17 protein-coding genes are annotated in these 21,797 nt (G+C 70.5%); 1 reads left to right on the top strand and 16 read right to left on the bottom strand.

Annotated elements, in window-relative coordinates:
• Positions 1 to 195 precede the first annotated feature (195 nt).
• Positions 196 to 3,333, top strand: coding sequence for an isoleucine--tRNA ligase (gene ileS / locus ACIPSE_RS18485; RefSeq protein WP_401663772.1), 3,138 nt, complete (start codon positions 196 to 198; stop codon positions 3,331 to 3,333).
• Between the two features lie 519 nt (positions 3,334 to 3,852).
• Here the strand turns inward: ileS and ACIPSE_RS18480 are convergent.
• The 16 genes from ACIPSE_RS18480 to rsmH all read right to left on the bottom strand — a co-directional run bounded on the left by ACIPSE_RS18480 (position 3,853) and on the right by rsmH (position 21,552).
• Complete coding sequence (locus tag ACIPSE_RS18480; protein WP_401663770.1) at positions 3,853 to 5,127, bottom strand: DivIVA domain-containing protein; 1,275 nt, start codon at positions 5,125 to 5,127, stop codon at positions 3,853 to 3,855.
• 55 nt (positions 5,128 to 5,182) lie between these two features.
• On the bottom strand, positions 5,183 to 5,467 hold the full coding sequence (locus tag ACIPSE_RS18475) for a YggT family protein (protein ID WP_007448661.1): 285 nt from the start codon (positions 5,465 to 5,467) through the stop codon (positions 5,183 to 5,185).
• A gap of 73 nt (positions 5,468 to 5,540) precedes the next feature.
• Positions 5,541 to 6,182 (bottom strand): cell division protein SepF, encoded by a 642-nt coding sequence (locus ACIPSE_RS18470; RefSeq protein WP_401663767.1) that lies wholly within the window; start codon positions 6,180 to 6,182, stop codon positions 5,541 to 5,543.
• A 129-nt stretch (positions 6,183 to 6,311) separates the two neighbouring features.
• Entirely contained in the window at positions 6,312 to 7,031 is a 720-nt protein-coding gene (locus ACIPSE_RS18465; protein WP_401663764.1) for a YggS family pyridoxal phosphate-dependent enzyme, read from the bottom strand.
• A 6-nt stretch (positions 7,032 to 7,037) separates the two neighbouring features.
• Complete coding sequence (gene pgeF / locus ACIPSE_RS18460) at positions 7,038 to 7,775, bottom strand: peptidoglycan editing factor PgeF (protein WP_401663761.1); 738 nt, start codon at positions 7,773 to 7,775, stop codon at positions 7,038 to 7,040.
• Positions 7,772 to 8,968 (bottom strand): cell division protein FtsZ, encoded by a 1,197-nt coding sequence (gene ftsZ, locus ACIPSE_RS18455; RefSeq protein ID WP_401663758.1) that lies wholly within the window; start codon positions 8,966 to 8,968, stop codon positions 7,772 to 7,774. Before ftsZ ends, pgeF begins: the two co-directional genes overlap by 4 nt.
• 277 nt (positions 8,969 to 9,245) lie before the next feature.
• Positions 9,246 to 10,043, bottom strand: a complete 798-nt coding sequence (locus ACIPSE_RS18450; protein WP_401663756.1) for a cell division protein FtsQ/DivIB — start codon at positions 10,041 to 10,043, stop codon at positions 9,246 to 9,248.
• Positions 10,044 to 10,065: 22 nt separating this feature from the next.
• Positions 10,066 to 11,154 (bottom strand): undecaprenyldiphospho-muramoylpentapeptide beta-N-acetylglucosaminyltransferase, encoded by a 1,089-nt coding sequence (gene murG, locus ACIPSE_RS18445; protein ID WP_401663754.1) that lies wholly within the window; start codon positions 11,152 to 11,154, stop codon positions 10,066 to 10,068.
• 6 nt (positions 11,155 to 11,160) lie between these two features.
• On the bottom strand, positions 11,161 to 12,528 hold the full coding sequence (gene ftsW, locus ACIPSE_RS18440; RefSeq protein ID WP_401663752.1) for a putative lipid II flippase FtsW: 1,368 nt from the start codon (positions 12,526 to 12,528) through the stop codon (positions 11,161 to 11,163).
• Positions 12,529 to 12,549: 21 nt separating this feature from the next.
• Entirely contained in the window at positions 12,550 to 13,968 is a 1,419-nt protein-coding gene (gene murD / locus ACIPSE_RS18435; protein WP_401663750.1) for a UDP-N-acetylmuramoyl-L-alanine--D-glutamate ligase, read from the bottom strand.
• Complete coding sequence (gene mraY, locus ACIPSE_RS18430; protein ID WP_401663747.1) at positions 13,950 to 15,023, bottom strand: phospho-N-acetylmuramoyl-pentapeptide-transferase; 1,074 nt, start codon at positions 15,021 to 15,023, stop codon at positions 13,950 to 13,952. The genes murD and mraY overlap by 19 nt, the downstream gene beginning before the upstream one ends.
• The gene (gene murF / locus ACIPSE_RS18425; protein ID WP_401663745.1) at positions 15,020 to 16,420 is read right to left on the bottom strand and encodes a UDP-N-acetylmuramoyl-tripeptide--D-alanyl-D-alanine ligase; all 1,401 of its coding nucleotides are present in this window, start codon (positions 16,418 to 16,420) and stop codon (positions 15,020 to 15,022) included. Before murF ends, mraY begins: the two co-directional genes overlap by 4 nt.
• A gap of 4 nt (positions 16,421 to 16,424) precedes the next feature.
• Positions 16,425 to 17,942, bottom strand: a complete 1,518-nt coding sequence (locus ACIPSE_RS18420; protein WP_401664452.1) for a UDP-N-acetylmuramoyl-L-alanyl-D-glutamate--2,6-diaminopimelate ligase — start codon at positions 17,940 to 17,942, stop codon at positions 16,425 to 16,427.
• A 179-nt stretch (positions 17,943 to 18,121) separates the two neighbouring features.
• The gene (locus tag ACIPSE_RS18415) at positions 18,122 to 20,071 is read right to left on the bottom strand and encodes a peptidoglycan D,D-transpeptidase FtsI family protein (protein ID WP_401663743.1); all 1,950 of its coding nucleotides are present in this window, start codon (positions 20,069 to 20,071) and stop codon (positions 18,122 to 18,124) included.
• Positions 20,072 to 20,076: 5 nt separating this feature from the next.
• Positions 20,077 to 20,586, bottom strand: a complete 510-nt coding sequence (locus tag ACIPSE_RS18410) for a hypothetical protein (RefSeq protein WP_401663741.1) — start codon at positions 20,584 to 20,586, stop codon at positions 20,077 to 20,079.
• Between the two features lie 9 nt (positions 20,587 to 20,595).
• Positions 20,596 to 21,552 (bottom strand): 16S rRNA (cytosine(1402)-N(4))-methyltransferase RsmH, encoded by a 957-nt coding sequence (rsmH, locus tag ACIPSE_RS18405; RefSeq protein ID WP_401663738.1) that lies wholly within the window; start codon positions 21,550 to 21,552, stop codon positions 20,596 to 20,598.
• Positions 21,553 to 21,797 lie beyond the last annotated feature (245 nt).

Below are 21,797 nucleotides of genomic sequence, written 5' to 3'. Positions count from 1 at the left end.
GGAGCCGCCGGAAGAAACCCCGTCAGGGGCGGTAGACCCGGCATCGCGACCCCAATGAGGGGGCTCACCGGAGCGAAGAGCGCACCGGAGAGCCAAGGAGGGTGGTACCGCGGGAGCGCGCCGACACCGGCGTAAGGAACGACAAGGCTCTCGTCCCTCCGGACGGAAGGCAGCAAGTCCGCCGGAGGAAGACTGATGACGCAGTACCGCCAGGTGCCCGCCCAGGTCGATCTGCCCGCGCTCGAGCACGCGGTGCTCGACTTCTGGCGCGAGCAGAAGATCTTCGCCAAGTCCCTGGAACAGTCCGCGGGACGCCCCGAGTGGGTGTTCTACGAGGGCCCGCCCACCGCCAACGGCATGCCGGGCGCCCACCACATCGAGGCCCGCGTCTTCAAGGACGTCTTCCCCCGCTTCCGGACCATGCGCGGCTACCACGTGGGCCGCAAGGCCGGCTGGGACTGCCACGGCCTGCCGGTGGAGCTCGCGGTCGAGAAGGAGCTCGGCTTCAGCGGCAAGAAGGACATCGAGGCGTACGGCATCGCCGAGTTCAACGACAGGTGCCGCGCGTCCGTCCTGCGCCACACCGACGCCTTCTCCGAGCTGACGACCCGCATGGGCTACTGGGTCGACCTCGACGACGCCTACGTCACGATGGACCCCGAGTACATCGAGTCGGTCTGGTGGTCGCTGAAGGAGATCTTCAACAAGGGCCTGCTGGTCCAGGACCACCGCGTGGCCCCCTGGTGCCCCCGCTGCGGCACCGGCCTGTCGGACCACGAGCTGGCGCAGGGCTACGAGACCGTCGTCGACCCGTCCGTGTACGTCCGTTTCCCGCTCACCTCCGGTCCGCTCGCCGGCGAGGCGGCGCTCGTGGTCTGGACGACGACCCCCTGGACCCTGGTCTCCAACACGGCCGTCGCGGCCCACCCCGACGTCACCTATGTCGTCGCGACGAACGGCGAGGAGAAGCTCGTCGTCGCCGAACCGCTCGTCGGCAAGGCCCTCGGCGAGGGCTGGGAGAGCACCGGCGAGTCCTTCACCGGCGCCGAGATGGAGCGCTGGACGTATCGACGTCCGTTCGAGCTCGTGGAGTTCCCCGAGCCCGCCCACTACGTGGTGAACGCCGAGTACGTCACCACCGAGGACGGCACGGGTCTGGTCCACCAGTCCCCCGCCTTCGGTGAGGACGACCTCAAGGTCTGCCGCTCCTACGGCCTGCCGGTCGTCAACCCGGTCCTGCCCGACGGCACCTTCTCCCCCGAGGTCCCGCTGGTCGGCGGCGTCTTCTTCAAGAAGGCGGACGAACGCCTCACCGAGGACCTCCAGCAGCGCGGCCTCCTGTTCAGGCACATCCCGTACGAGCACAGCTACCCGCACTGCTGGCGCTGCCACACCGCGCTCCTCTACTACGCGCAGCCGTCCTGGTACATCCGCACGACGGCCGTCAAGGACCGGCTGATCGAGGAGAACGAGAACACCAACTGGTTCCCGGACACCGTCAAGCACGGCCGCTACGGGGACTGGCTGAACAACAACATCGACTGGGCGCTGTCCCGCAACCGCTACTGGGGCACCCCGCTGCCCATCTGGCGCTGCGAGGACGACCACCTGACCGTGGCCGGCTCCCGCGCGGAACTCACCGAGCTGACCGGCACCGACCAGTCGGAGCTGGACCCGCACCGCCCGTACATCGACGCGGTCACCTTCGCCTGTCCCGAGGCCGGCTGCGGCAAGACGGCCGTGCGCGTGCCCGAGGTCATCGACGCCTGGTACGACTCGGGTTCGATGCCGTTCGCGCAGTGGGGCTACCCGTACCGGAACAAGGAACTCTTCGAGTCCCGCTACCCGGCACAGTTCATCTCCGAGGCCATCGACCAGACCCGTGGCTGGTTCTACACGCTGATGGCGATCGGCACCCTGGTCTTCGACAAGTCCTCGTACGAGAACGTGGTCTGCCTCGGCCACATCCTCGCCGAGGACGGCCGCAAGATGTCCAAGCACCTGGGCAACATCCTCCAGCCGATCCCGCTGATGGACCAGCACGGCGCCGACGCCGTCCGCTGGTTCATGGCGGCCGGCGGCTCCCCCTGGGCGGCCCGCCGCGTGGGCCACGGCACGATCCAGGAGGTCGTCCGCAAGACGCTCCTGACGTACTGGAACACGGTCGCCTTCCAGGCCCTGTACGCCCGTACGTCGAACTGGGCGCCCTCCGCGGCGGACCCGGCCCCGGCCGACCGCCCGCTGCTGGACCGCTGGCTGCTGTCCGAACTCCACGCGCTCACCGACCAGGTGACGCAGGCTCTGGAGTCCTACGACACCCAGCGCGCCGGAAAGCTCCTGTCGGCGTTCGTCGACGACCTGTCCAACTGGTACGTACGCCGGTCCCGTCGCCGCTTCTGGCAGGGCGACAAGGCCGCGCTGCGCACGCTGCACGAGGTCGTCGGGACGGTCACCCAGCTGATGGCCCCGCTGACCCCGTTCATCACGGAGCGGGTCTGGCAGGACCTGATCGTGCCGGTGACGCCGGGCGCGCCCGAGTCGGTGCACCTGTCCGCCTGGCCGGAGGCGGACCTGTCCGCCATCGACCCGGAGCTGTCGCGGCAGATGGTCCTGGTCCGGCGTCTGGTCGAGCTGGGCCGCGCCACGCGCGCGGAGTCGGGCGTGAAGACCCGTCAACCGCTGTCGCGCGCGCTGGTCGCGGCGACCGGCTTCGACAGCCTCGACCGGGAGCTGCACGCGCAGATCACCGAGGAGCTGAACGTCGAGTCGCTGGCGTCCCTCTCCGAGGTCGGGGGCAGCCTGGTCGACACGACCGCGAAGGCCAACTTCCGCGCCCTGGGCAAGCGTTTCGGCAAGCGCGTCCAGGACGTGGCCAAGGCGGTGGCGAACGCGGACGCGGCGGCCCTGTCCCTGGCGCTGCGCGAGGGCACGGCATCGGTGGAGGTCGACGGCGAGACGGTCACCCTCGCCCCCGACGAGGTCATCATCACGGAGACCCCGCGCGAGGGCTGGTCGGTCGCCTCCGACTCGGGCGCCACCGTTGCCCTGGACCTGGAGATCACCGAGGAGCTCCGCCAGGCCGGTCTGGCCCGTGACGCGATCCGGCTGATCCAGGAGGCCCGCAAGAACAGCGGCCTCGACGTCGCCGACCGGATCGCCCTGCGCTGGACGTCCACGGACGGCGCGGTCATCGCGGCCCTGGCCGAGCACGCGGGCCTGATCGCCGACGAGGTCCTCGCCACGGACTTCGCCCAGGGCGAGGCGGACGACAGCTACGGCACCCCGTTCACGGACGAGGGCCTGTCCCTGACGTTCCGCCTGCGCAAGGCGTAACCCACCACCCCGAAGGCCCGGTTCCCCTCAGGGAGCCGGGCCTTCGGCACACCGGGACGGCCGCCGGAGCTCCGCCCGCGACGCCTCGGGAACATCCGGTACCAGGACCGTGCGGAGCGAGTCCCGTCGAGCCGCACAGCGACGCGGAAACCTCCGGAGGTGAGGAGGGCCCGGACCACCCCGGTCATCACGACCATGGCCGGGTACCCGTGGCTCTCCAGCCAGGCGACCGCCGCGACATCGGTTCCCGTCCCGTCCCCGGTTCGCCGCGCCGAGGCCGCTGTCACTTAGCCGAGCCGAGTACGCCGTCATCCAGCCGACCCAGATCCGCGTCCGGCCGTCCGAGGCGTCCCGTGTGTCCACCATCACGCCCGTGTCCGCCTGGGGGGGACCCCGCCGGCAGGCCGTCGGCGGTGGCGCCGTCCCGCCGTCAACACGCGTAAAAGGGGCGAGCCCCGGACCGGAGTCCGGGGCTCGCCCCGTTGAACGCTGCCGATGCCTACGGCGTACTACAACCCGTCAGTTGTCGTCCTCGTCGATGAGGAAGCCACGCATCGGGGAGGGCGCCTGGCCCATCGGGCCGGGGCCCTGCGGACGGACCGGAGCCATGGGCTGGGTCATCGCCGGCGACATCTGCTGCTGACCGCCGTAGGACGGAGCGGCCGGAGCCGGGCCGCCGCCCATGCCACCGGGGTTGCCGCCGTAGGACGGGGCGCTCGCGCCGGCCGGGGCCATGGAAGGCGCCGGGGACGGCGGAAGCGACGCCGCCGCCGGGGTCCGCGGCGGGGCCAGCGAGTCGTCGGCCTGGGTCTCCAGCTGACGCAGCTGCGACTCCAGGTAGGACTTCAGGCGGGTGCGGTACTCGCGCTCGAAGCCGCGCAGGTCCTCGACCTTGCGCTCCAGCGTGGCGCGGGCGGACTCCAGGGAGCCCATCGCGACGCGGTGCTTCTCCTGCGCGTCCCGCTCCAGGGCGTCGGCCTTGGCACGGGCGTCCCGCTCCAGACCCTCGGCACGGCTGCGCGCCTCACCGACGATCTTGTTGGCCTCGGAACGGGCCTCGGCGATCGCCTGGTCGGCGGTCTGCTGGGCCAGCGAGAGGACACGGGCGGCGCTGTCGCCACCGGGACCACCCTGACCGGGGCCGCCCATCGGACCACCCATGGGGCCGCCCATCGGGCCACCCATCTGCTGCTGCATGGGGGGCTGACCACCCATGGGACCCTGGCCCATCGGACCGGGACCCATCGGGCCACCCTGGCCCATGGGACCGCCCTGACCCATCGGGCCGCCCTGGCCCATCGGACCGGGACCCATCGGACCGCCCTGGCCCATGGGACCGCCCTGACCCATCGGGCCACCCTGGCCCATCGGACCGGGACCCTGCGAGCCACCCTGGCCGGCGCTGGGGCCGGCCGGAAGCTGCGGGGCACCGCTCGGCAGCTGGGGCGGGCCACCCATGGGGCCACCCATCTGCTGCGGCGGGCCAGATATGCCGGCCGGCACGGGCGCACCCGGGCCAGGACCGCGCATGCCCTGCTGCGGAGGCATGCCCTGGGGCGGCATGCCCTGCTGACCGTCCTGCTCCGGAGGCTTCCGCATGTTCTGCTGGTTCTGCGCGGCGGCACGCGTGGCCGCGGCCAGCTTGGCGCGCAGATCCTCGTTCTCGCGGAGCAGGCGGGTCAGTTCGGCTTCGACCTCATCGAGGAAGGCATCGACCTCGTCCTCGTCATAGCCTTCTCGGAGGCGGACGGTCGTGAACTGCTTGTTCCGCACGTCCTCGGGGGTCAACGGCATCTCTTCACCTCAACGTAGTCGTCGGCATCGGCAAGACGGTAGGTCACATCGCTCATCACAGCCGGCTCACGATCGAGATCAGGATGTAGACGATGATCATCAGTACGAAGAAGGACAGGTCGAGCGCCACGCCCCCGAGACGCAGCGGCGGAATGAACCGCCGCAGAAGCTTCAGCGGTGGATCGGTGACAGTGTAGGTGGCCTCCAGAACGACCACCATCGCCTTGCCAGGTTGCCACGAGCGGGCGAACTGGAAGACGTAGTCCATGACCAATCGGAAGATGAGCACGATCAGGAAGCACATCAGCGCGATGTAGACGACATCCAGAACCACGCTCATGACCTGTGCTTCCCTCTCCCCTGTTTTCCGTGCTGCTGGGTACTACTTGTACTGCTGTTTCCGGCCTTGCGTCTCAGCTCTGGTTGAAGAACCCGCCCTCTGCGATACGAGCCTTGTCCTCCGCCGTGACATCGACGTTAGCAGGCGACAACAGGAACACCTTCTGCGTCACCCGCTCGATGCTGCCGTGAAGACCAAACACCAAACCCGCCGCAAAGTCGACAAGTCGCTTGGCGTCCGTGTCGTCCATCTCGGTGAGATTCATGATCACCGGAGTGCCCTCACGGAAGTGTTCCCCGATGGTACGGGCCTCGTTGTAGGTCCGCGGGTGAAGCGTGGTGATCCGGTAGGGCTCCCGTTCGGACACGACCTTGGGCATGATCACCGGCGCGTTCTTCTCCAGGCTCTGACGTTCTTGTGTGATGGACGCCACGGGCGCGATGCGCGCCGGACGGCCGGATTCCGCGGCCGACGAAGCGGAACGGGCAACCGGCTCACGGGGGGTGGAGGGCTGTACGATTCGCACCTCTTCGTCCCTTTGGGACTGATGTGCACTGTGCGCCTGGTGCACCGGCTCGTGCCGCCGGTGGTCACGCTCGGGCTCCGGGTCCAGTTCGGGCTCGAAGTCGTCGTCGGGGTCGAAACCTCGGCCGTCGTACCCATCGTCCTCCACGAGGCCGAGGTAGACCGCCATCTTGCGCATCGCGCCGGCCATGCTCTGAGTCCTCCGCTCTGTGGTGGATCCACTGACTGTTGCCAAGTGCCCGCGATCCACGTGGTCGTTGCGCCCGCCTTTAGGCGGTAATGACCATATTTTCTGCTGTGGTCCGACTTCCTGGCGACGTTACCCGAGCCTCGCGCGGACTCCGAGTACCGCAGTGCCGACGCGCACATGTGTCGCTCCGGCTGCCACGGCCTGTTCGAGATCCGCACTCATCCCTGCCGAGACCATGTTCGCAGCCGGATGAGCTCGGCGCAGGTCGGTCGACAAATCCATCAACCGCCCGAACGCCGCCTGTTGGCGCCCCGCGTATTCCCCGGTGAGCGGGGCGACGGTCATCAGTCCGCCGATCCGCAGCCCCGGAGCGTCGGCGACGAGGTCGGCCAACTCTTCGATTCCGCCGGGCGCGACACCGCCCCGCTCACCCCGCCCGCTCTCCCCCGCGTCGAGGGCGACCTGGAGGAGGCATCCGATCTCGCGCCCGGTCCGGACGGCCTCCCGGGAGAGGGCCGTCACCAGCTTCGGACGGTCGACGGACTGCACGACATCCGCGTAACCGACCACGGAACGCACCTTGTTGGTCTGGAGCTGGCCGACGAAGTGCCAGTTCAGCGACAGATCGGCACATTCGGCCGCTTTCGGGGCGGCGTCCTGGTCCTTGTTCTCTGCGACGTCGCGGACGCCGAGCTCGGCCAGGAACCGCACATCGCTCGCGGGGTAGGTCTTGGTGACGACGACGAGCGTCACCTCCTCGCGCTTGCGGCCCGCGGCCACGCACGCGGCGGCGATGCGCTCCTCCACCTTCGCCAGGTTTACGGCGAGTTCATCCTTACGGTCCGTCATGTCCCATCAGTCCAGCCAGACATATCCCGCGAGTCGCCCCGTGGTGCGATCGCGGCGATACGAGAAGTGATCCTCCGACTCCAGCGTGCACACCGGCGACTGCTCCCGGTCGCGCACCCCGAGCCGGTCGAGCTGCGCGTGCACTCCGGCGGCGACGTCGACGGCGGGGGTGCCCCAGCTCGTCTCGGCGTACGCCGCCGGTTCGGACGCCGCGACCTCGGCCCGCATCTCGGCGGGCACCTCGTAGCACCGGCCGCAGACGGAGGGTCCGGTGCGCGCGACGATCCGGGCGGGGTCCGCGCCGAGCGACTCCATCGCGTCGACGGCGGCGGGCACGATCCCCTTGAGCATGCCGGGCCGTCCGGCGTGGGCGGCGGCGACCACTCCGGCGACCGGGTCCGCGAGCAGCACCGGTACGCAGTCGGCGGTCAGCACGGCGAGGGCGAGTCCGCGGGTCGCGGTGACCAGACCGTCGACCTCGGGGGTGAGCCGCGTGGTCCACGGCCCGTCGACCTCGGCCACGTCGGCGCCGTGGACCTGGTTCATCCACACGACCCGGCCGGGCTCGATCCCCAGCGACTTCGCGGCGAGTTCCCGGTTGGCCCGGACGGCCTCGGGGTCGTCGCCGACCGCGCCGCCGAGGTTGAGCTCCTCGTACGGAACGGCGCTCACCCCGCCCCACCGGTCGGTGAAGGCGAAGTGCGCGCCGCTCGCAGTGCTCGTTCGGGAGCGCTGTCCTATCACTTGAGGAAGTCCGGCACGTCCAGCTCCTCCGCCGCGCTGTCCGTGTAGGACCGCGACGGCGGAACCGGCGGGGAGACCGGAAGGTCGTTCACCGGCTCGGGAGCGGGCGCGGGCTCTTCCTTGGGCGTGACGCTGCCGAGGGAGCCGAAGGACGGGCGGGACTCGGGCTGCCGGGCCGGAGCGGGCTCCTCGCGGCGCGCGGAGGAGGAGGCCGAGCCGAGGACGTTGTCCCGGCGGGCCGGCGGCTGGCCCCCGTCGAAGCCGGCGGCGATGACGGTGACGCGGACCTCGTCGCCGAGGGCGTCGTCGATGACCGCGCCGAAGATGATGTTGGCCTCCGGGTGGGCGGCCTCGCTGACCAGCTGAGCGGCCTCGTTGATCTCGAACAGGCCGAGGTCGGAGCCGCCGGAGATGGACAGCAGGACGCCGCGGGCGCCGTCGATCGAGGCCTCCAGGAGCGGCGAGGAGATCGCCATCTCCGCGGCGGCCACCGCGCGGTCGTCGCCGCGGGCCGAGCCGATGCCCATGAGGGCCGAACCGGCCTCGGACATCACGGACTTCACGTCGGCGAAGTCGAGGTTGATCAGACCGGGCGTGGTGATGAGGTCGGTGATGCCCTGGACGCCGGAGAGCAGGACCTGGTCGGCCGACTTGAAGGCGTCGAGGACCGAGACCTGGCGGTCCGAGATGGACAGCAGCCGGTCGTTCGGGATGACGATGAGGGTGTCGACCTCTTCGCGGAGCTCCGCGATGCCGTCCTCGGCCTGGTTGGCGCGGCGCCGGCCCTCGAAGGTGAAGGGGCGGGTGACCACGCCGATGGTGAGGGCGCCCAGCGAGCGGGCGATGTTGGCCACGACGGGCGCGCCGCCGGTGCCGGTGCCGCCGCCCTCGCCGGCCGTCACGAAGACCATGTCGGCCCCCTTGAGGACCTCCTCGATCTCCTCGCGGTGGTCCTCGGCGGCCTTGCGGCCGACGGCCGGGTTGGCGCCGGCGCCGAGTCCGCGCGTCAGTTCACGGCCGACATCGAGCTTGACGTCTGCGTCGCTCATCAACAGCGCCTGGGCGTCGGTGTTGATGGCGATGAACTCGACGCCCTTGAGACCGACTTCGATCATCCGGTTGATGGCATTGACACCACCGCCGCCGACACCGATGACTTTGATGACTGCGAGGTAGTTCTGCGGTGCTGCCACGTCGAAGGCCTCTCGCCTCGAGTTACGTGCCGTCGTGCCGCGGTTGCGAGCGGTCCGACGACTGATGCCGAATGGGACGGTCCGAACGCCGACCCGAACCCTAACGTTGAAGTTTAGGGTTACCAGTGTGTCTGTTCCCTGGAATCTTCTGAACAGGACACTAAGTCGACAAGTGGCGCGCGTTCAACGAACACGCCGAACCTCCCGTTTTTCTTTTCACCCTATGTGATCAGCCATAGCGCTGCCCAACCAGGGTGCTGGCCTGCGCGTATGTGCGTCAACTCCCTGATGACGCAGGGGCCGTGGGAACACTCACGTCGAAGTGCCGCGCACCGGATGCCGCTTTCATGAGAGCGGTGAGTGTACGGCCCTTCGCCGCACCCTTCTCGCTGCTCCCCCAGTCGACGGTCCTGCCGCCGCTCAGCTCCAGCGAGATGTCGTCGTACGAACGCACCTTGACGGTCCGGGTGCTCTTCGCGAGAACGGCCGGAATGTCACCCGCGACCCGTACCGCCTCGCGCACGAGCCGGTCCTCGCCGAAGCGGCGCAGGCTCGCGGCGCCGGGGCCCGAGGAGGAAGCCGTCAATTCCAGCGCGGGGATGCCTTTCGGGGCTTGGGGAACCGTGGCAAAACGGACCCCGTCCCCGTCCACTTCGACAAACTTTCCGCCCTTTTCGACAATCAGGACCGGGGTGCGCTCGACCACTTTCAGTCCGATTCCGTGCGGCCACGAGCGGACCACGTCAACCACGTCAATTCGGGGCAATTTCGAGCGCAGGCGCGCCTCGATCGCCGCCGTGTCGACGGAAATCAGCGGCGATCCGACCGGCACGTCGGCGGCTTCCCGGACCTGCTGCGGCGTCAGCACGTCGGTCCCCGACACCGACACGCGTTCGACGCGCAGCCACTGGGAGCCGTACAACACCCAGACGGAACCGGCCAGAAGGAGCACGGCCGCGACGGCGAGGATGATGATCGTACGAACTCGGGGCACCCTCAGGCGTCGTGGGCCGGGAGGCGGGCCGGCCGACTCCTGCTGGCGTTCACCGCGCTCGGCGGTCGTCGGTCCGGCCACGTGCGTCCTCCGTACTCAGTGCCTAACGGCGCGAGGCGATCGCCTCGTACACCATGCCGACGAGCAGGTCGTCGGCGTCCCGGCGGCCGAACTCGGCGGCAGCGCGCGACATCTCGTACAGCCGGTGCGGGTCGGCGAGCACGGGGACGACGGTGCGCTGGACCCACTCGGGGGTGAGTTCCGCGTCGTCGACCAGCAGACCGCCGCCGGCCTTGACCACCGGCTGGGCGTTGAGCCGCTGTTCGCCGTTGCCGATGGGCAGCGGGACGTAGGCGGCCGGGAGTCCGACGGCGGAGAGTTCGGCGACGGTCATCGCGCCCGCGCGGCAGAGCATCATGTCGGCCGCGGCGTACGCGAGGTCCATCCGGTCCAGGTACGGTACCGGGCGGTACGGGGGCATCCCGGGCATCTGCTGCACCTGCGGCAGTTCGTTCTTCGGGCCGACCGCGTGCAGGATCTGGATGCCGGCCTGCTGGAGCCACGGGGCGACCTGCTGGACGACCTCGTTGAGCCTGCGGGCGCCCTGGGAGCCGCCGGAGACCAGCAGCGTGGGCAGGTTGGGGTCGAGGCCGAACTGGCGCCGTGCCTCGGGGCGGACGGCGGCCCGGTCCAGGGTGGCGATCGAGCGGCGCAGCGGGATGCCGATGTAGCGGGCGTCGCGCAGCTTGCTGTCCGGGGTGGAGACGGCGACCTTGGCCGCGTACCGGGAGCCGATCTTGTTGGCCAGGCCGGGGCGGGCGTTGGCCTCGTGGATCACGATCGGCACACCGAGCCGCTTGGCGGCCAGGTAGCCGGGCAGGGCCACGTACCCGCCGAAGCCGACGACGGCGTCCGCCTTGGTGCGCTCCAGGATCTGCTCGGCGGCCTTGATGGTGCCGCGCAGCCGGCCCGGGACGGTGATCAGCTCGGGGGTGGGCTTGCGCGGCAGCGGGACCGCCGGGATGAGCGCGAGGTCATAGCCCCGCTCGGGGACGAGGCGGGTCTCCAGGCCGCGCTCCGTGCCGAGGGCCGTGATCCCCACGGTCGGGTCCTGCCTGCGCAGGGCGTCCGCGAGGGCGAGCGCGGGCTCGATGTGGCCGGCGGTCCCCCCACCGGCGAGTACGACATGCACCGAAATTCACCGCTCTCCGGACGAACGTGCCGCAGAGGCACGCCGTCGCATCGTGTTCCATCTCCGGGGCTCCCTGTCACGCGCGGAAGCTCCGGCACCCCGCTTTCTACCAAACCGGGGTTGCCGCATCGCAAGCGCCGCCCGCGCAGCGGGTTCCTCGCGCGCGAAGGCGATCAGCAGCCCGATGGCGAACATGGTCGGCAGCAGGGCGGATCCCCCGTAGGAGAACAGCGGGAGCGGGACGCCGGCGATCGGCAGCAGACCGAGCACCGCACCGATGTTGATCACCGCCTGCGCGGTGATCCAGGTGGTCACGCCTCCCGCGGCATACCTGACGAAGGGGTCCTCCGTGCGGCCGGCCACGCGGATACCCGCATAGCCTAGAGCCGCGAAGAGGGCGAGCACCGACAGCGTCCCCGCAAGACCCAGTTCCTCACCGGTGACGGCGAAGATGAAGTCCGTGTGGGCTTCCGGGAGTTGCCCCCATTTTTCCACACTGGCGCCGAGTCCCGAACCGAAGATCCCGCCGGACGCGAGGGCGTAGATGCCGTGCACGGCCTGCCAACAGGCGTCCCCGGGGCCGGGGTCGGTGGCGCCGATGCACTGGAGGCGGGCCATGCGGTTGGGGCTGGTCTTGATGAGGACGACGCCGATGAAGGCGGCGACCGACAGCACGCCGACGAACAGCCGGGTGGGCGCACCGGCCAGCCACAGCAGGCCGAAGAGGATCGCTGTGAGAATGATCGCCGTGCCCATGTCGCCGCCCAGCATGATCAGGCCGAGCAGCATGAAGGCGACCGGGACGAGCGGCACCAGCATGTGCTTCCACTGGGCCAGCAGCTTCCTGTCCTGTTTGCGGGCGAGCAGGTCGGCGCCCCACAGGACGAGCGCCAGCTTGCCGAACTCGCTGGGCTGGATCTGGAAGGAGCCGCCCAGCGAGATCCAGTTCTGGTTGCCGTTGACCGACATCCCTATCCCCGGCACCTGCACCAGCGCCATCATGAAGACGGCGCCCGCGAGGATCGGATAGGCCAGCGCCCGGTGCAGTTTGACCGGCATCCGGGAGGCGACCAGCAGCAGGACGCCGCCGATGGAGGCGGCGAGGAACTGTTTGCGGAAGAAGAAGGAACCGCCCAGCGACATCTGCAACGCGGTGATCTGGGAGGCCGAGTAGACCATCACCAGGCCGAGCACGGTGATCAGCAGGCTGCCGCCGAGGATCAGGTAGTACGCCGTCAGCGGCCGGTCCCAGGCCTTGCGGGCCCGGCCGTGCAGCCGCTTGAACGGGTTGTCGCGCGCGGTCCGGGGGACGGCGGGGCGTCTGACCACCCGCGCCCGCTGCACGGGCGGGCGGCCGGTACGGCTACTGGGCATCAGGCGCCTCCGCTGCGTCGGTCAGGCGCCGAGTTCGCGAACCGCCTCCGCGAACGCGTCACCGCGCTTGTTGTAGTTGGCGAACATGTCCATGGAGGCGCAGGCCGGGGCGAGGAGCACCGTGTCCCCTCGGGCGGCGAGGCGGGAGGCTTCCTGGACAGCCGCGGGCATCGCCCCAGTGTCGGTCCGGTCAAGGTCCACGACGGGTACTTCCGGGGCGTGTCGCGCGAGGGCTTCGCGGATCAGGGCACGGTCCTGGCCGATGAGCACGACCCCGCGCAGCCGCTTCGCCGACTTGGCGACGAGCTCGTCGAAGGTCGCGCCCTTGGCGAGCCCGCCCGCGATCCACACGATCGACTCGTAGGCCGCCAACGAGGCTTCCGCCGCATGGGTGTTGGTGGCCTTGGAGTCGTCGACGTAGGCGACGCCGTCCACGTCGGCCACGTGGGCGATGCGGTGGGCGTCCGGGGTGAAGGCGCGCAGCCCGTCCCGTACGGCCGTGGCGGGCACCCCGAAGGCGCGGGCGAGGGCCGCCGCGGCAAGGGCGTTGGCGATGTTGTGCGGGGCGGGCGGACGGACGTCGGAGACCTCGGCGAGCTCCTGGGCGTTCTTCTGCCGGTTCTCGACGAAGGCCCGGTCCACCAGGATGCCGTCCACGACACCGAGTTGGGAGGGCGCCGGGGCGCCGAGGGTGAAGCCGACGGCACGGCAGCCCTCCTCGACGTCGGCCTCGCGCACCAGGTCCTCGGTGGCCTTGTCGGCCACGTTGTAGACGCAGGCGACCCGATTGCCCTCGTAGACGCGGCCCTTGTCGGCGGCGTACGCCTCCATGGAGCCGTGCCAGTCGAGATGGTCGGGGGCGAGGTTCAGGACGACGGCGGAGTGGGCGCGCACCGAGGGCGCCCAGTGGAGCTGGTAGCTCGACAACTCCACGGCCAGCACGTCGTACTGCTCCTCGCCGAGGACCGCGTCCAGGACGGAGACGCCGATGTTGCCGACGGCGGCGGTGCGCAGTCCGGCGGCCGTCAGGATCGACGCGAGCATCTGCGTGGTCGTCGTCTTGCCGTTGGTGCCGGTGACGGCGAGCCAGGGCGCGGCGTCGGGTCCGCGCAGCCGCCAGGCGAGTTCGACGTCGCCCCAGATCTCCAGGCCGGCTTCCCGGGCCGCGGTGAACAGCGGCTTGCCGGGCTGCCAGCCGGGTGCGGTGACGACGAGTTCGGCGCCGTCCGGCAGGGTGGCACCGTCACCGAGGCGGACGGTGACGCCGAGCGCCTCCAGCTCCGCGGCCTGTTCCCGCGCGCGGGCGTCGTCGCCGTCGTTGACGACGGTGACGTGCGCCCCGCGCGCGTGGAGGGCCTTGGCGGCCGGGATGCCGGAGACGCCGAGTCCGGCGACGGTGACGTGCTTGCCCCGCAGGTCGATCACTTCTCGGCTGCCCATCCCGCGTAGAAGAGACCCAGGCCGACGATCACGCAGATGCCCTGGATGATCCAGAAACGGACCACGACCAGGACTTCCGACCAGCCCTTGAGTTCGAAGTGGTGCTGTAGGGGTGCCATCCGGAAGACGCGCTTGCCCGTCATCTTGAACGAGCCGACCTGGATGACCACCGACATGGTGATGAGGACGAACAGACCGCCCATGATGGCCACGAGCAGCTCGGTGCGGGAGCAGATGGCGAGGCCGGTGAGGACACCGCCGAGCGCGAGCGAACCGGTGTCGCCCATGAAGATCTTGGCGGGCGAGGTGTTCCACCACAGGAAGCCGAGACAGGCACCCATCAGCGCGGAGGCGATGACCGCGAGGTCGAGCGGATCCCTCACCTCGTAGCAGGCGTTGGGGTTGGTCAGGGTCTCGCCGTTGGCGCAGGACTCCTGGAACTGCCAGACACCGATGAAGGTGTAGGCGCCGAAGACGAGCACGGAGGCGCCGGTGGCGAGGCCGTCCAGACCGTCCGTCAGGTTCACGCCGTTCGACATCGCGAGGATCATGAACAGCGCCCAGACCACGAACAGCACCGGGCCGATCTTCCAGCCGAAGTCCGTGATGAACGACAGCCGGTCGGAGGCCGGGGTGTTGTTGCGGGCGTCCGGGAACATCAGGGCGAGCACCGCGAACGCGATGCCGACGATGAGCTGTCCGGCCATCTTCGCCTTGGCCCGCAGACCGAGCGAACGCCGCTTGACGATCTTGATGTAGTCGTCGAGGAACCCGACCAGGCCCATGCCGCACATCAGGCCGAGCACCAGCAGACCCGAGTAGGTCGGGGTGTAGCCGGTGATGACCTTGGCCAGGAAGTACGCGGCGACCGTCGCGAAGATGAAGGCGATACCGCCCATGGTCGGCGTACCGCGCTTGCTGGCGTGCTCGCGCGGGCCGTCGTCGCGGATGTACTGGCCGTAGCCCTTGCGGGCCAGCAGCTTGATCAGCAGCGGAGTGCCGACCAGGGTCAGGAACAGACCAATGACTCCTGCGAACAGGATCTGCTTCATCATCGGGCGGTGACCTCACCCTCGGTGCGGAGCAGCGCCTCGGCGACACTCTCCAGACCGACCGACCGGGACGCCTTCACGAGTACGACGTCCCCCGGGCGCAACTCGCTGCGCAACAGGTCGACAGCCGCCTGTGCGTCGGACACGTGCACCGACTCCTCACCCCACGAACCCTCGTTGTATGCGCCCAGTTGCAGCCAGGACGCTTCCCTGCCCCCGACCGCGACGAGCTTGCCGACATTGAGCCGGACGGCCAGCCGTCCGACCGCGTCGTGCTCGGCGAGCGCCTCGTCCCCGAGCTCGGCCATCTTGCCGAGCACCGCCCAGGTCCGCCGCCCCCTGCCCATCGCCGCGAGCGCGCGCAAGGCCGCTCGCATGGACTCGGGGTTCGCGTTGTAGGCGTCGTTGACGATCGTCACGCCGTCCGGGCGCTCGGTGACCTCCATACGCCAGCGGGAGAGGGAGTCCGCCTCGGAGAGCGCGATGGCGATCTCAGCTGCGGACATGCCCAGCTCATGGGCGACGGCGGCCGCGGCGAGCGCGTTCGACACGTGGTGCTCACCGTACAGGCGCATGGTCACGTCGCTGTCACCGGAGGGTGTGCGAAGTCTGAAGGCGGGCTGTCCGGTGTCCGTGAGTCTGACGTTCTCGGCGCGTACGTCCGCTTCGCCCGACTCTCCGAAAAGGATCACCTTCGCCTTCGTACGGGACGCCATGGCCCGTACGAGCGGATCGTCGGCGTTGAGGACCGCCGTGCCGTCCTCGGGCAGCCCCTCGACCAGCTCGCCCTTGGCCTGGGCGATCTGCTCACGGCCGCCGAACTCGCCGATGTGGGCGGTGCCGACGTTCAGGACGAGGCCGATCCGCGGGGGCGTCAGATCCGCGAGGTAGCGGATGTGGCCGATTCCGCGGGCGCCCATCTCCAGGACGAGGAAACGCGTCTCCTCGGTGGCGGTGAGGGCGGTCAGCGGCAGCCCGATCTCGTTGTTGAGGGAGCCGGGTGTCCACACCGTCGGCGCCTTGCGCTGGAGCACCTGCGCGATGAGGTCCTTGGTGCTGGTCTTGCCGGCCGAGCCGGTCAGCCCCACGAGGGTCGCGCCGAGCCGTCGTACGACCTCGCGGGCGAGGGCTCCGAGGGCCGTCTGGACGTCCTCGACGACGATCGCGGGGACGCCGACGGGGCGCTGGGCCAGGACGGCGGCAGCACCCGCCTCGACGGCCTGGCGGGCGTAGTCGTGGCCGTCGACGTGCTCACCGACGAAGGCGGCGAACAGGCTGCCGCCCTCGACCTTGCGGGAGTCGATGACGGTGGGCCCGGTGACCTGGACGGACGGATCCGGTATGTCGTACGTCTGCCCGCCGACGACTGAGGCGATCTCGGCGAGGGAGAGGGCGATCACAAGTTCATCCCTGGGTCTTCTGGATGGCTTCTCGAAGCACCTGGCGGTCGTCGAAGGGACGGACCACCCCGGCGATGTCCTGGCCCTGCTCATGGCCCTTGCCGGCGACGAGCACGGTGTCCCCGGGCTCGGCGCGGGCGACGGCGGCGGCGATCGCGGCGGCCCGGTCCTCGAAGACCTGGACCTCGCCGCGCTCGTGCGCCGGCACGGACGCCGCGCCCTGGAGCATGGCGGCGAGGATCGCGAGCGGGTCCTCGGAGCGGGGGTTGTCGGAGGTCAGCACGGCGGTGTCGGCGAGCCGGGCCGCCGCGGCGCCCATCGGCTCGCGTTTGGTGCGGTCGCGGTCGCCGCCGCAGCCGAGCACGACGTGCAGCCGCCCCTCGGTGACCTTGCGGAGCGCCTTGAGGACGGATTCGACGGCGTCGGTCTTGTGCGCGTAGTCCACGACCGCGAGATACGGCTGTCCGGCGTCCACCCGCTCAAGTCGCCCCGGAACGCCGGGAACCGCGGCCACGCCGTCGGCGGCGGCCTGCGGGTCGAGCCCGGCCGCGCCGAGCGCGACGATCGCGGCGAGGGTGTTGGCGACGTTGAACGGGCCCGGCAGCGGCGACCTGGCCTCGATGCGCTCGCCCTCGGGGCCGACCACGGTGAACGTCGAGTCCATCGGGCCGACGCGGACGTCCTCGGCGCGCCAGTCGGCGTCCGGGTGGCCCTCGGCGGAGAAGGTGACGACCGGGACGGTCGCCTCCCCGGCGAGCCGGCGGCCGTACTCGTCGTCGAGGTTGACGACGCCGAGGCGGCTGCGCTCGGGCGTGAACAACTGCGCCTTGGCCCGGAAGTAGTCCTCCATGTCGGAGTGGAACTCCATGTGTTCCGGGCTGAGGTTGGTGAAGACGCCGATGTCGAAGACGCAGGCGTCGACCCGGCCGAGGACCAGGGCGTGGCTGGAGACCTCCATGGCGACCGCCTCGACGCCGCGTTCGCGCATGACCGCGAACAGGGCCTGGAGATCGGTGGCTTCGGGGGTGGTGCGCTCGGACTTGATGCGCTCGTCGCCGATCCGCGTCTCGACGGTGCCGATGAGGCCGGTGTTGCTCTTGGCCTTCAGGCCGCCCTCGACGAGGTAGGCGGTGGTGGTCTTGCCGGAGGTGCCGGTGATGCCGATCTGGAGCAGATCGCGGCCCGGGTGGCCGTAGATGGTGGCCGCCAGTTCGCCCATGCGTCCGCGCGGGTCGTCCACGACGAGGACCGGCAGGCCGGTCGCGGCGGCCCGTTCGGCGCCGGTCGGGTCGGTCAGCACGGCGACCGCGCCGAGGCCGGCGGCCTGGGTCACGAAGTCGGCGCCGTGCAGCCGGGCTCCGGGCAGGGCGGCGTACAGGTCACCGGGGCGGACCGCTCGGGAGTCATGGGTGATACCCGTGACGTCGGCGGCTTCGGGCGCGGTGACACCCAGCTGATCGGCGAGTTCCGCGAGGGTTGTTGCGGAGACCCGGACCGGCCTGGGGGGTCCCGGATAGGTCACGGGATGGCCCTTCTGGGTGGTTTGGGACTGATCAGCGTCTGACACGGCGGTGAGCGTACCGGGCTCACCCGCCTCGGAGCGAAGCGAGGCGGGTGGCGTGCGCTGGTTCCCGGAATCGGGAGTGATCGTTGTCACGAGGTGGTTCCTGGCTGCTCGGACTGGCTGGCTGCTCGTACTGATCAGGGGGTGAAGGTGACGGGAAGCCTGGCGGACTTGGTTCCCGTCGGCGGGACCTGGAGGGTCTTGAGCGCGAACTCCATCACCTGCTTGTAGACGGGACCGCAGATCTGGCCGCCGAAGTAACTGCCCTTCGTGGCGTTCTGGATGGCGCAGTACACGGTGATGCGGGGCTTGTCCGCGGGCGCGAACCCGGCGAACGACGAGGTGTAGCCGTGGTACTTGCCGGTGGCCGGATCCACACGGTTGGCCGTACCGGTCTTGCCCGCCACCCGGTACCCCGGAATGCGCGCCTTGGTACCGGTGCCCTCCTGGTCGTCCACGACCGACTCCAGCATCTGGGCGAGGGTCTTCGCCGTCTTCTCGCTGATCACCCTGGTCTTCTTGGGTGTCGAGGCCGGTGTGAAGCGTCCGTCGGGGCCCTCCGTGCCGCGGACGAGCGTGGGTTCGACGCGGACGCCGCCGTTCGCGATCGTCGAGTAGACGGACGCGGCCTGCATCGCGTTGAGGGACACACCCTGGCCGAAAGGAATCGTGTACTGCTGCGAGGTCGACCAGTCCCCGGGCGACGCGAGGATGCCCTTGGTCTCGCCGGGGAAGTCGAGCCCGGAGTAGCTGCCGAGGCCGAACTTGCGCAGGTACGAGTAAAGGACCTGGTTGGCCTGCGACTGGGTCGTGCCGAGCTGTCCGGTCGCCAGGATGGTGCCGATGTTGCTGGACTTGGCGAGCACGCCGTTGAGCGTGAGGTACCAGGTCGGGTGGTCGATGTCGTCCTTGAAGAGACGGTCGCCGCGGTGCAGCCGGTTGGGCACGGTGACATGCGTGCGCGGTGTCGCCGCGTTCTCCTCCAGGACGGCCGCCATCGACAGCACCTTGGCGGTGGAACCGGGCTCGTAGGCGTCCTCCAGGGCCCAGTTGTGCAGGGTGGCGGGGTCGGCCTGGGTGAGGTCGCCGGGGTCGAAGCCGGGCGAGTTGGCCATGGCGAGGATCTCGCCGGTCTGCGTGTCCTGCACTATCACGTACCCGCGGTCCGCCTTGGACTCCTTCACCTGGTCGGTGATGGCGTTCTGGGCGGCCCACTGGATGTCGCGGTCGATGGTGAGCTCGACGTCGCTGCCGGGCACGGCGGGCGTCTCGGTGGAGCCGGCGGTGGGAACCTGCCGGCCGCCGGACTGGGCGTACCGGATCTTGCCGTCCTTGCCGGTGAGTTCGGTGTTGAGCTGCTGCTCGACACCGCCGCCGCCCTTGCCGTCGGCGTTGACCCAGCCCAGTATCCCGGCGGCGAGCTCGCCGTTGGGGTACACGCGCTTGCTGGTGGCGACGGCGAAGACACCGGCGATGACGTTGACCGTGCCGTCCTCGGCCTTGGCCGCGAGCGCGCTCTTGAGGTCCTTGATCTGCTTCCAGACCTGGGGCGTCTGCCGGCCGGCGAGCTTGACGTACTGGCCCTTGGTGCGGAGCTTCGCGGCGATGTCGCTCTGCTCCTGGCCGAGAATCGGCGCGAGCAGCGCGGCGGCCTGCTCGGGCCCGTCGTCGATCTTGAGCTGCTTGCGCCGGAACATCGTGGGGTCGGCGGTGATGTCGTAGGCGTCCACGCTGGTCGCCAGGGCGACCCCGGAGCGGTCGGTGATCTGCCCGCGCTCGGCGGCCAGGGTGTAGCCGACGTACCGGTTCTGCTCGGCCTTGGCGGCGTAGGTGCTCGCGTCGACGGCCTGCACCTGGAGCAGCCGGACGACGAAGGCGATCAGGACGAGCGTCAGCGCGAGGCTGACCATCCGCAGCCGGGGGCGGGGACTGCCGAGCCGGAGCGGGCGCGCCGCCGCGGGGCGGGCCGGGCGCGGGGCCGCCGGGCGGCGGGCCGGGCGGGCGCCGGGCCCCGGGCGGCGCCGGACCTCACCGGCGGGCCGGGCGGGGCCGGGGACGCGGCGGCGGGGCGGTTGCCTGTCGGACACTTCCGTCACCTGCCGGGGGTCGGGGACGCGGGCGCTGTCAGGGGGGTGGAGGGCGTGGCGGCCGGGGTGGGCGTGGCGGTGGGGGACGCCGTCGCCGAGGGCAGCGCCTCCGGCGGGCGGACGATCCGCTGGGCCGAGGACTGCTCGGCGGCGGCCCCGGGAACGCCCTTGACCGTGCCGTCGGTGCCGAGGAAGGCCGGGTCGCCGCCGGGGACCATGCCGAGCTCGCGGGCGCGCCGCTGGAGGGCGTCGGGGGCGGAGTAGGCGTCGATGTCCCGTTGCAGGGCCTGCTCCTGGTCGGTGAGGCTCTTGGTGTCCCGCTGGAGGTCGTCGAGCCGGAACGAGCCTTCGCTGAGCGCGGAGTTCAGCACGAGGAGCCCGATGAGGCCGCCGCCGAGGAGCAGGACGACGAGGAGCACGAACGGGGTGCGGGCGGCCTGCCGGGAGCCCGTGGTGACCGGGAGGAGCCGGGCGAGACGAGCGGCCCGTCCCCTCAGTTCGGGTTTCCTACCCACGCACGCTCCTCACTCGACGTCCGCCCTGACCCTCTCGGCTCCCCGCAGACGTGCGGGGGCCGCCCGCCGGTTCTCGGCGATCTCTTCCTCGGTGGGAAGTTCGGCACCGCGCGTGAGCAGCTTGAGTCTCGGCTGGTACTGCTCGGGGACCACCGGCAGTCCGGGGGGCGCGGTGGTGGCGGCGCCGGCCGCGAACACCTGCTTGACCAGCCGGTCCTCCAGCGAGTGGTACGACAGCACCGCGATCCGCCCGCCCACGTCGAGGGCCTTCACGGCGGCCGGGATCGCCTGCTCCAGGACGGACAGTTCGCCGTTGACCTCGATGCGCAGCGCCTGGAAGGTGCGCTTGGCGGGGTTGCCGCCGGTGCGCTTGGCGGCCTGGGGCAGGGAGTCGCGGATCAGCTCGACGAGCCGCGCGCTGTTGCTGAACGGCTCCTTCTCGCGCTCGCGCACGACGGCGGAGACGATCCGCTTGGCCTGCTTCTCCTCGCCGTACGCCCGCAGGATGCGGACCAGTTCGCCCGCGGGGTAGGTGTTGAGGACCTCGGCGGCGCTGACGCCGGTCGTCTGGTCCATGCGCATGTCGAGCGGGGCGTCCTGGGCGTAGGCGAAGCCGCGGTCGGCCTCGTCGAGCTGCATGGAGGAGACGCCGAGGTCGAACAGGACGCCCTGCACGCGCGCGACGCCGAGCCGGTCGAGGACGTCCGGGAGCTCGTCGTAGACGGCGTGGACGAGGGTGGCGCGCTCGCCGTAGGGGGCGAGGCGTTCGCCGGACAGCCGCAGGGCCTCCTTGTCGCGGTCGAGAGCGACCAGACGGGCCTCGGGGAACCGCTGGAGAAGGGCTTCACTGTGGCCGCCGAGACCGAGGGTGCAGTCGACGACGACCGCTCCGGGGGCCGTGAGGGCGGGGGCCAACATGTCCAGGCAGCGCTGGAGCATCACCGGGACGTGCCGACTGTTGCTCAAGGGGCCCTCTCAGGTCCGGCGGGAGCATCACGCACCGCCGGATTCCCGGCCGGGAGCGGGAGGAGGCCGAGCCGTACGTACGCGCCGCGCACGTGGGGAGATTCCGGTCGACTGAGCCGGTGTCTCCTGGGGAATTCAGTCCAGCAGGGGGCCTCGCCTCCCGCTTCGCGTCACTTTAGTCCACGGTGTCTCGCGGTCAATCAACCGGCCTGCGCGTCGCGGCCGGGGTCGGCGGCGACGCGGCG

Source organism: Streptomyces sp. NPDC090106 (assembly GCF_044747265.1).
Taxonomy (GTDB): domain Bacteria; phylum Actinomycetota; class Actinomycetes; order Streptomycetales; family Streptomycetaceae; genus Streptomyces.
This window is presented reverse-complemented; position numbering and strand designations above follow the sequence as displayed.

Coding starts and splice junctions, on each gene's coding strand:
- ileS (WP_401663772.1), top strand. CDS start 196: ATGACGCAGTACCGCCAGGTGCCCGCCCAGGTCGATCTGCCCGCGCTC.
- ACIPSE_RS18480 (WP_401663770.1), bottom strand. CDS start 5,127: ATGCCGTTGACCCCCGAGGACGTGCGGAACAAGCAGTTCACGACCGTC.
- ACIPSE_RS18475 (WP_007448661.1), bottom strand. CDS start 5,467: ATGAGCGTGGTTCTGGATGTCGTCTACATCGCGCTGATGTGCTTCCTG.
- ACIPSE_RS18470 (WP_401663767.1), bottom strand. CDS start 6,182: ATGGCCGGCGCGATGCGCAAGATGGCGGTCTACCTCGGCCTCGTGGAG.
- ACIPSE_RS18465 (WP_401663764.1), bottom strand. CDS start 7,031: ATGACGGACCGTAAGGATGAACTCGCCGTAAACCTGGCGAAGGTGGAG.
- ftsW (WP_401663752.1), bottom strand. CDS start 12,528: ATGCCCAGTAGCCGTACCGGCCGCCCGCCCGTGCAGCGGGCGCGGGTG.
- murD (WP_401663750.1), bottom strand. CDS start 13,968: ATGGGCAGCCGAGAAGTGATCGACCTGCGGGGCAAGCACGTCACCGTC.
- mraY (WP_401663747.1), bottom strand. CDS start 15,023: ATGATGAAGCAGATCCTGTTCGCAGGAGTCATTGGTCTGTTCCTGACC.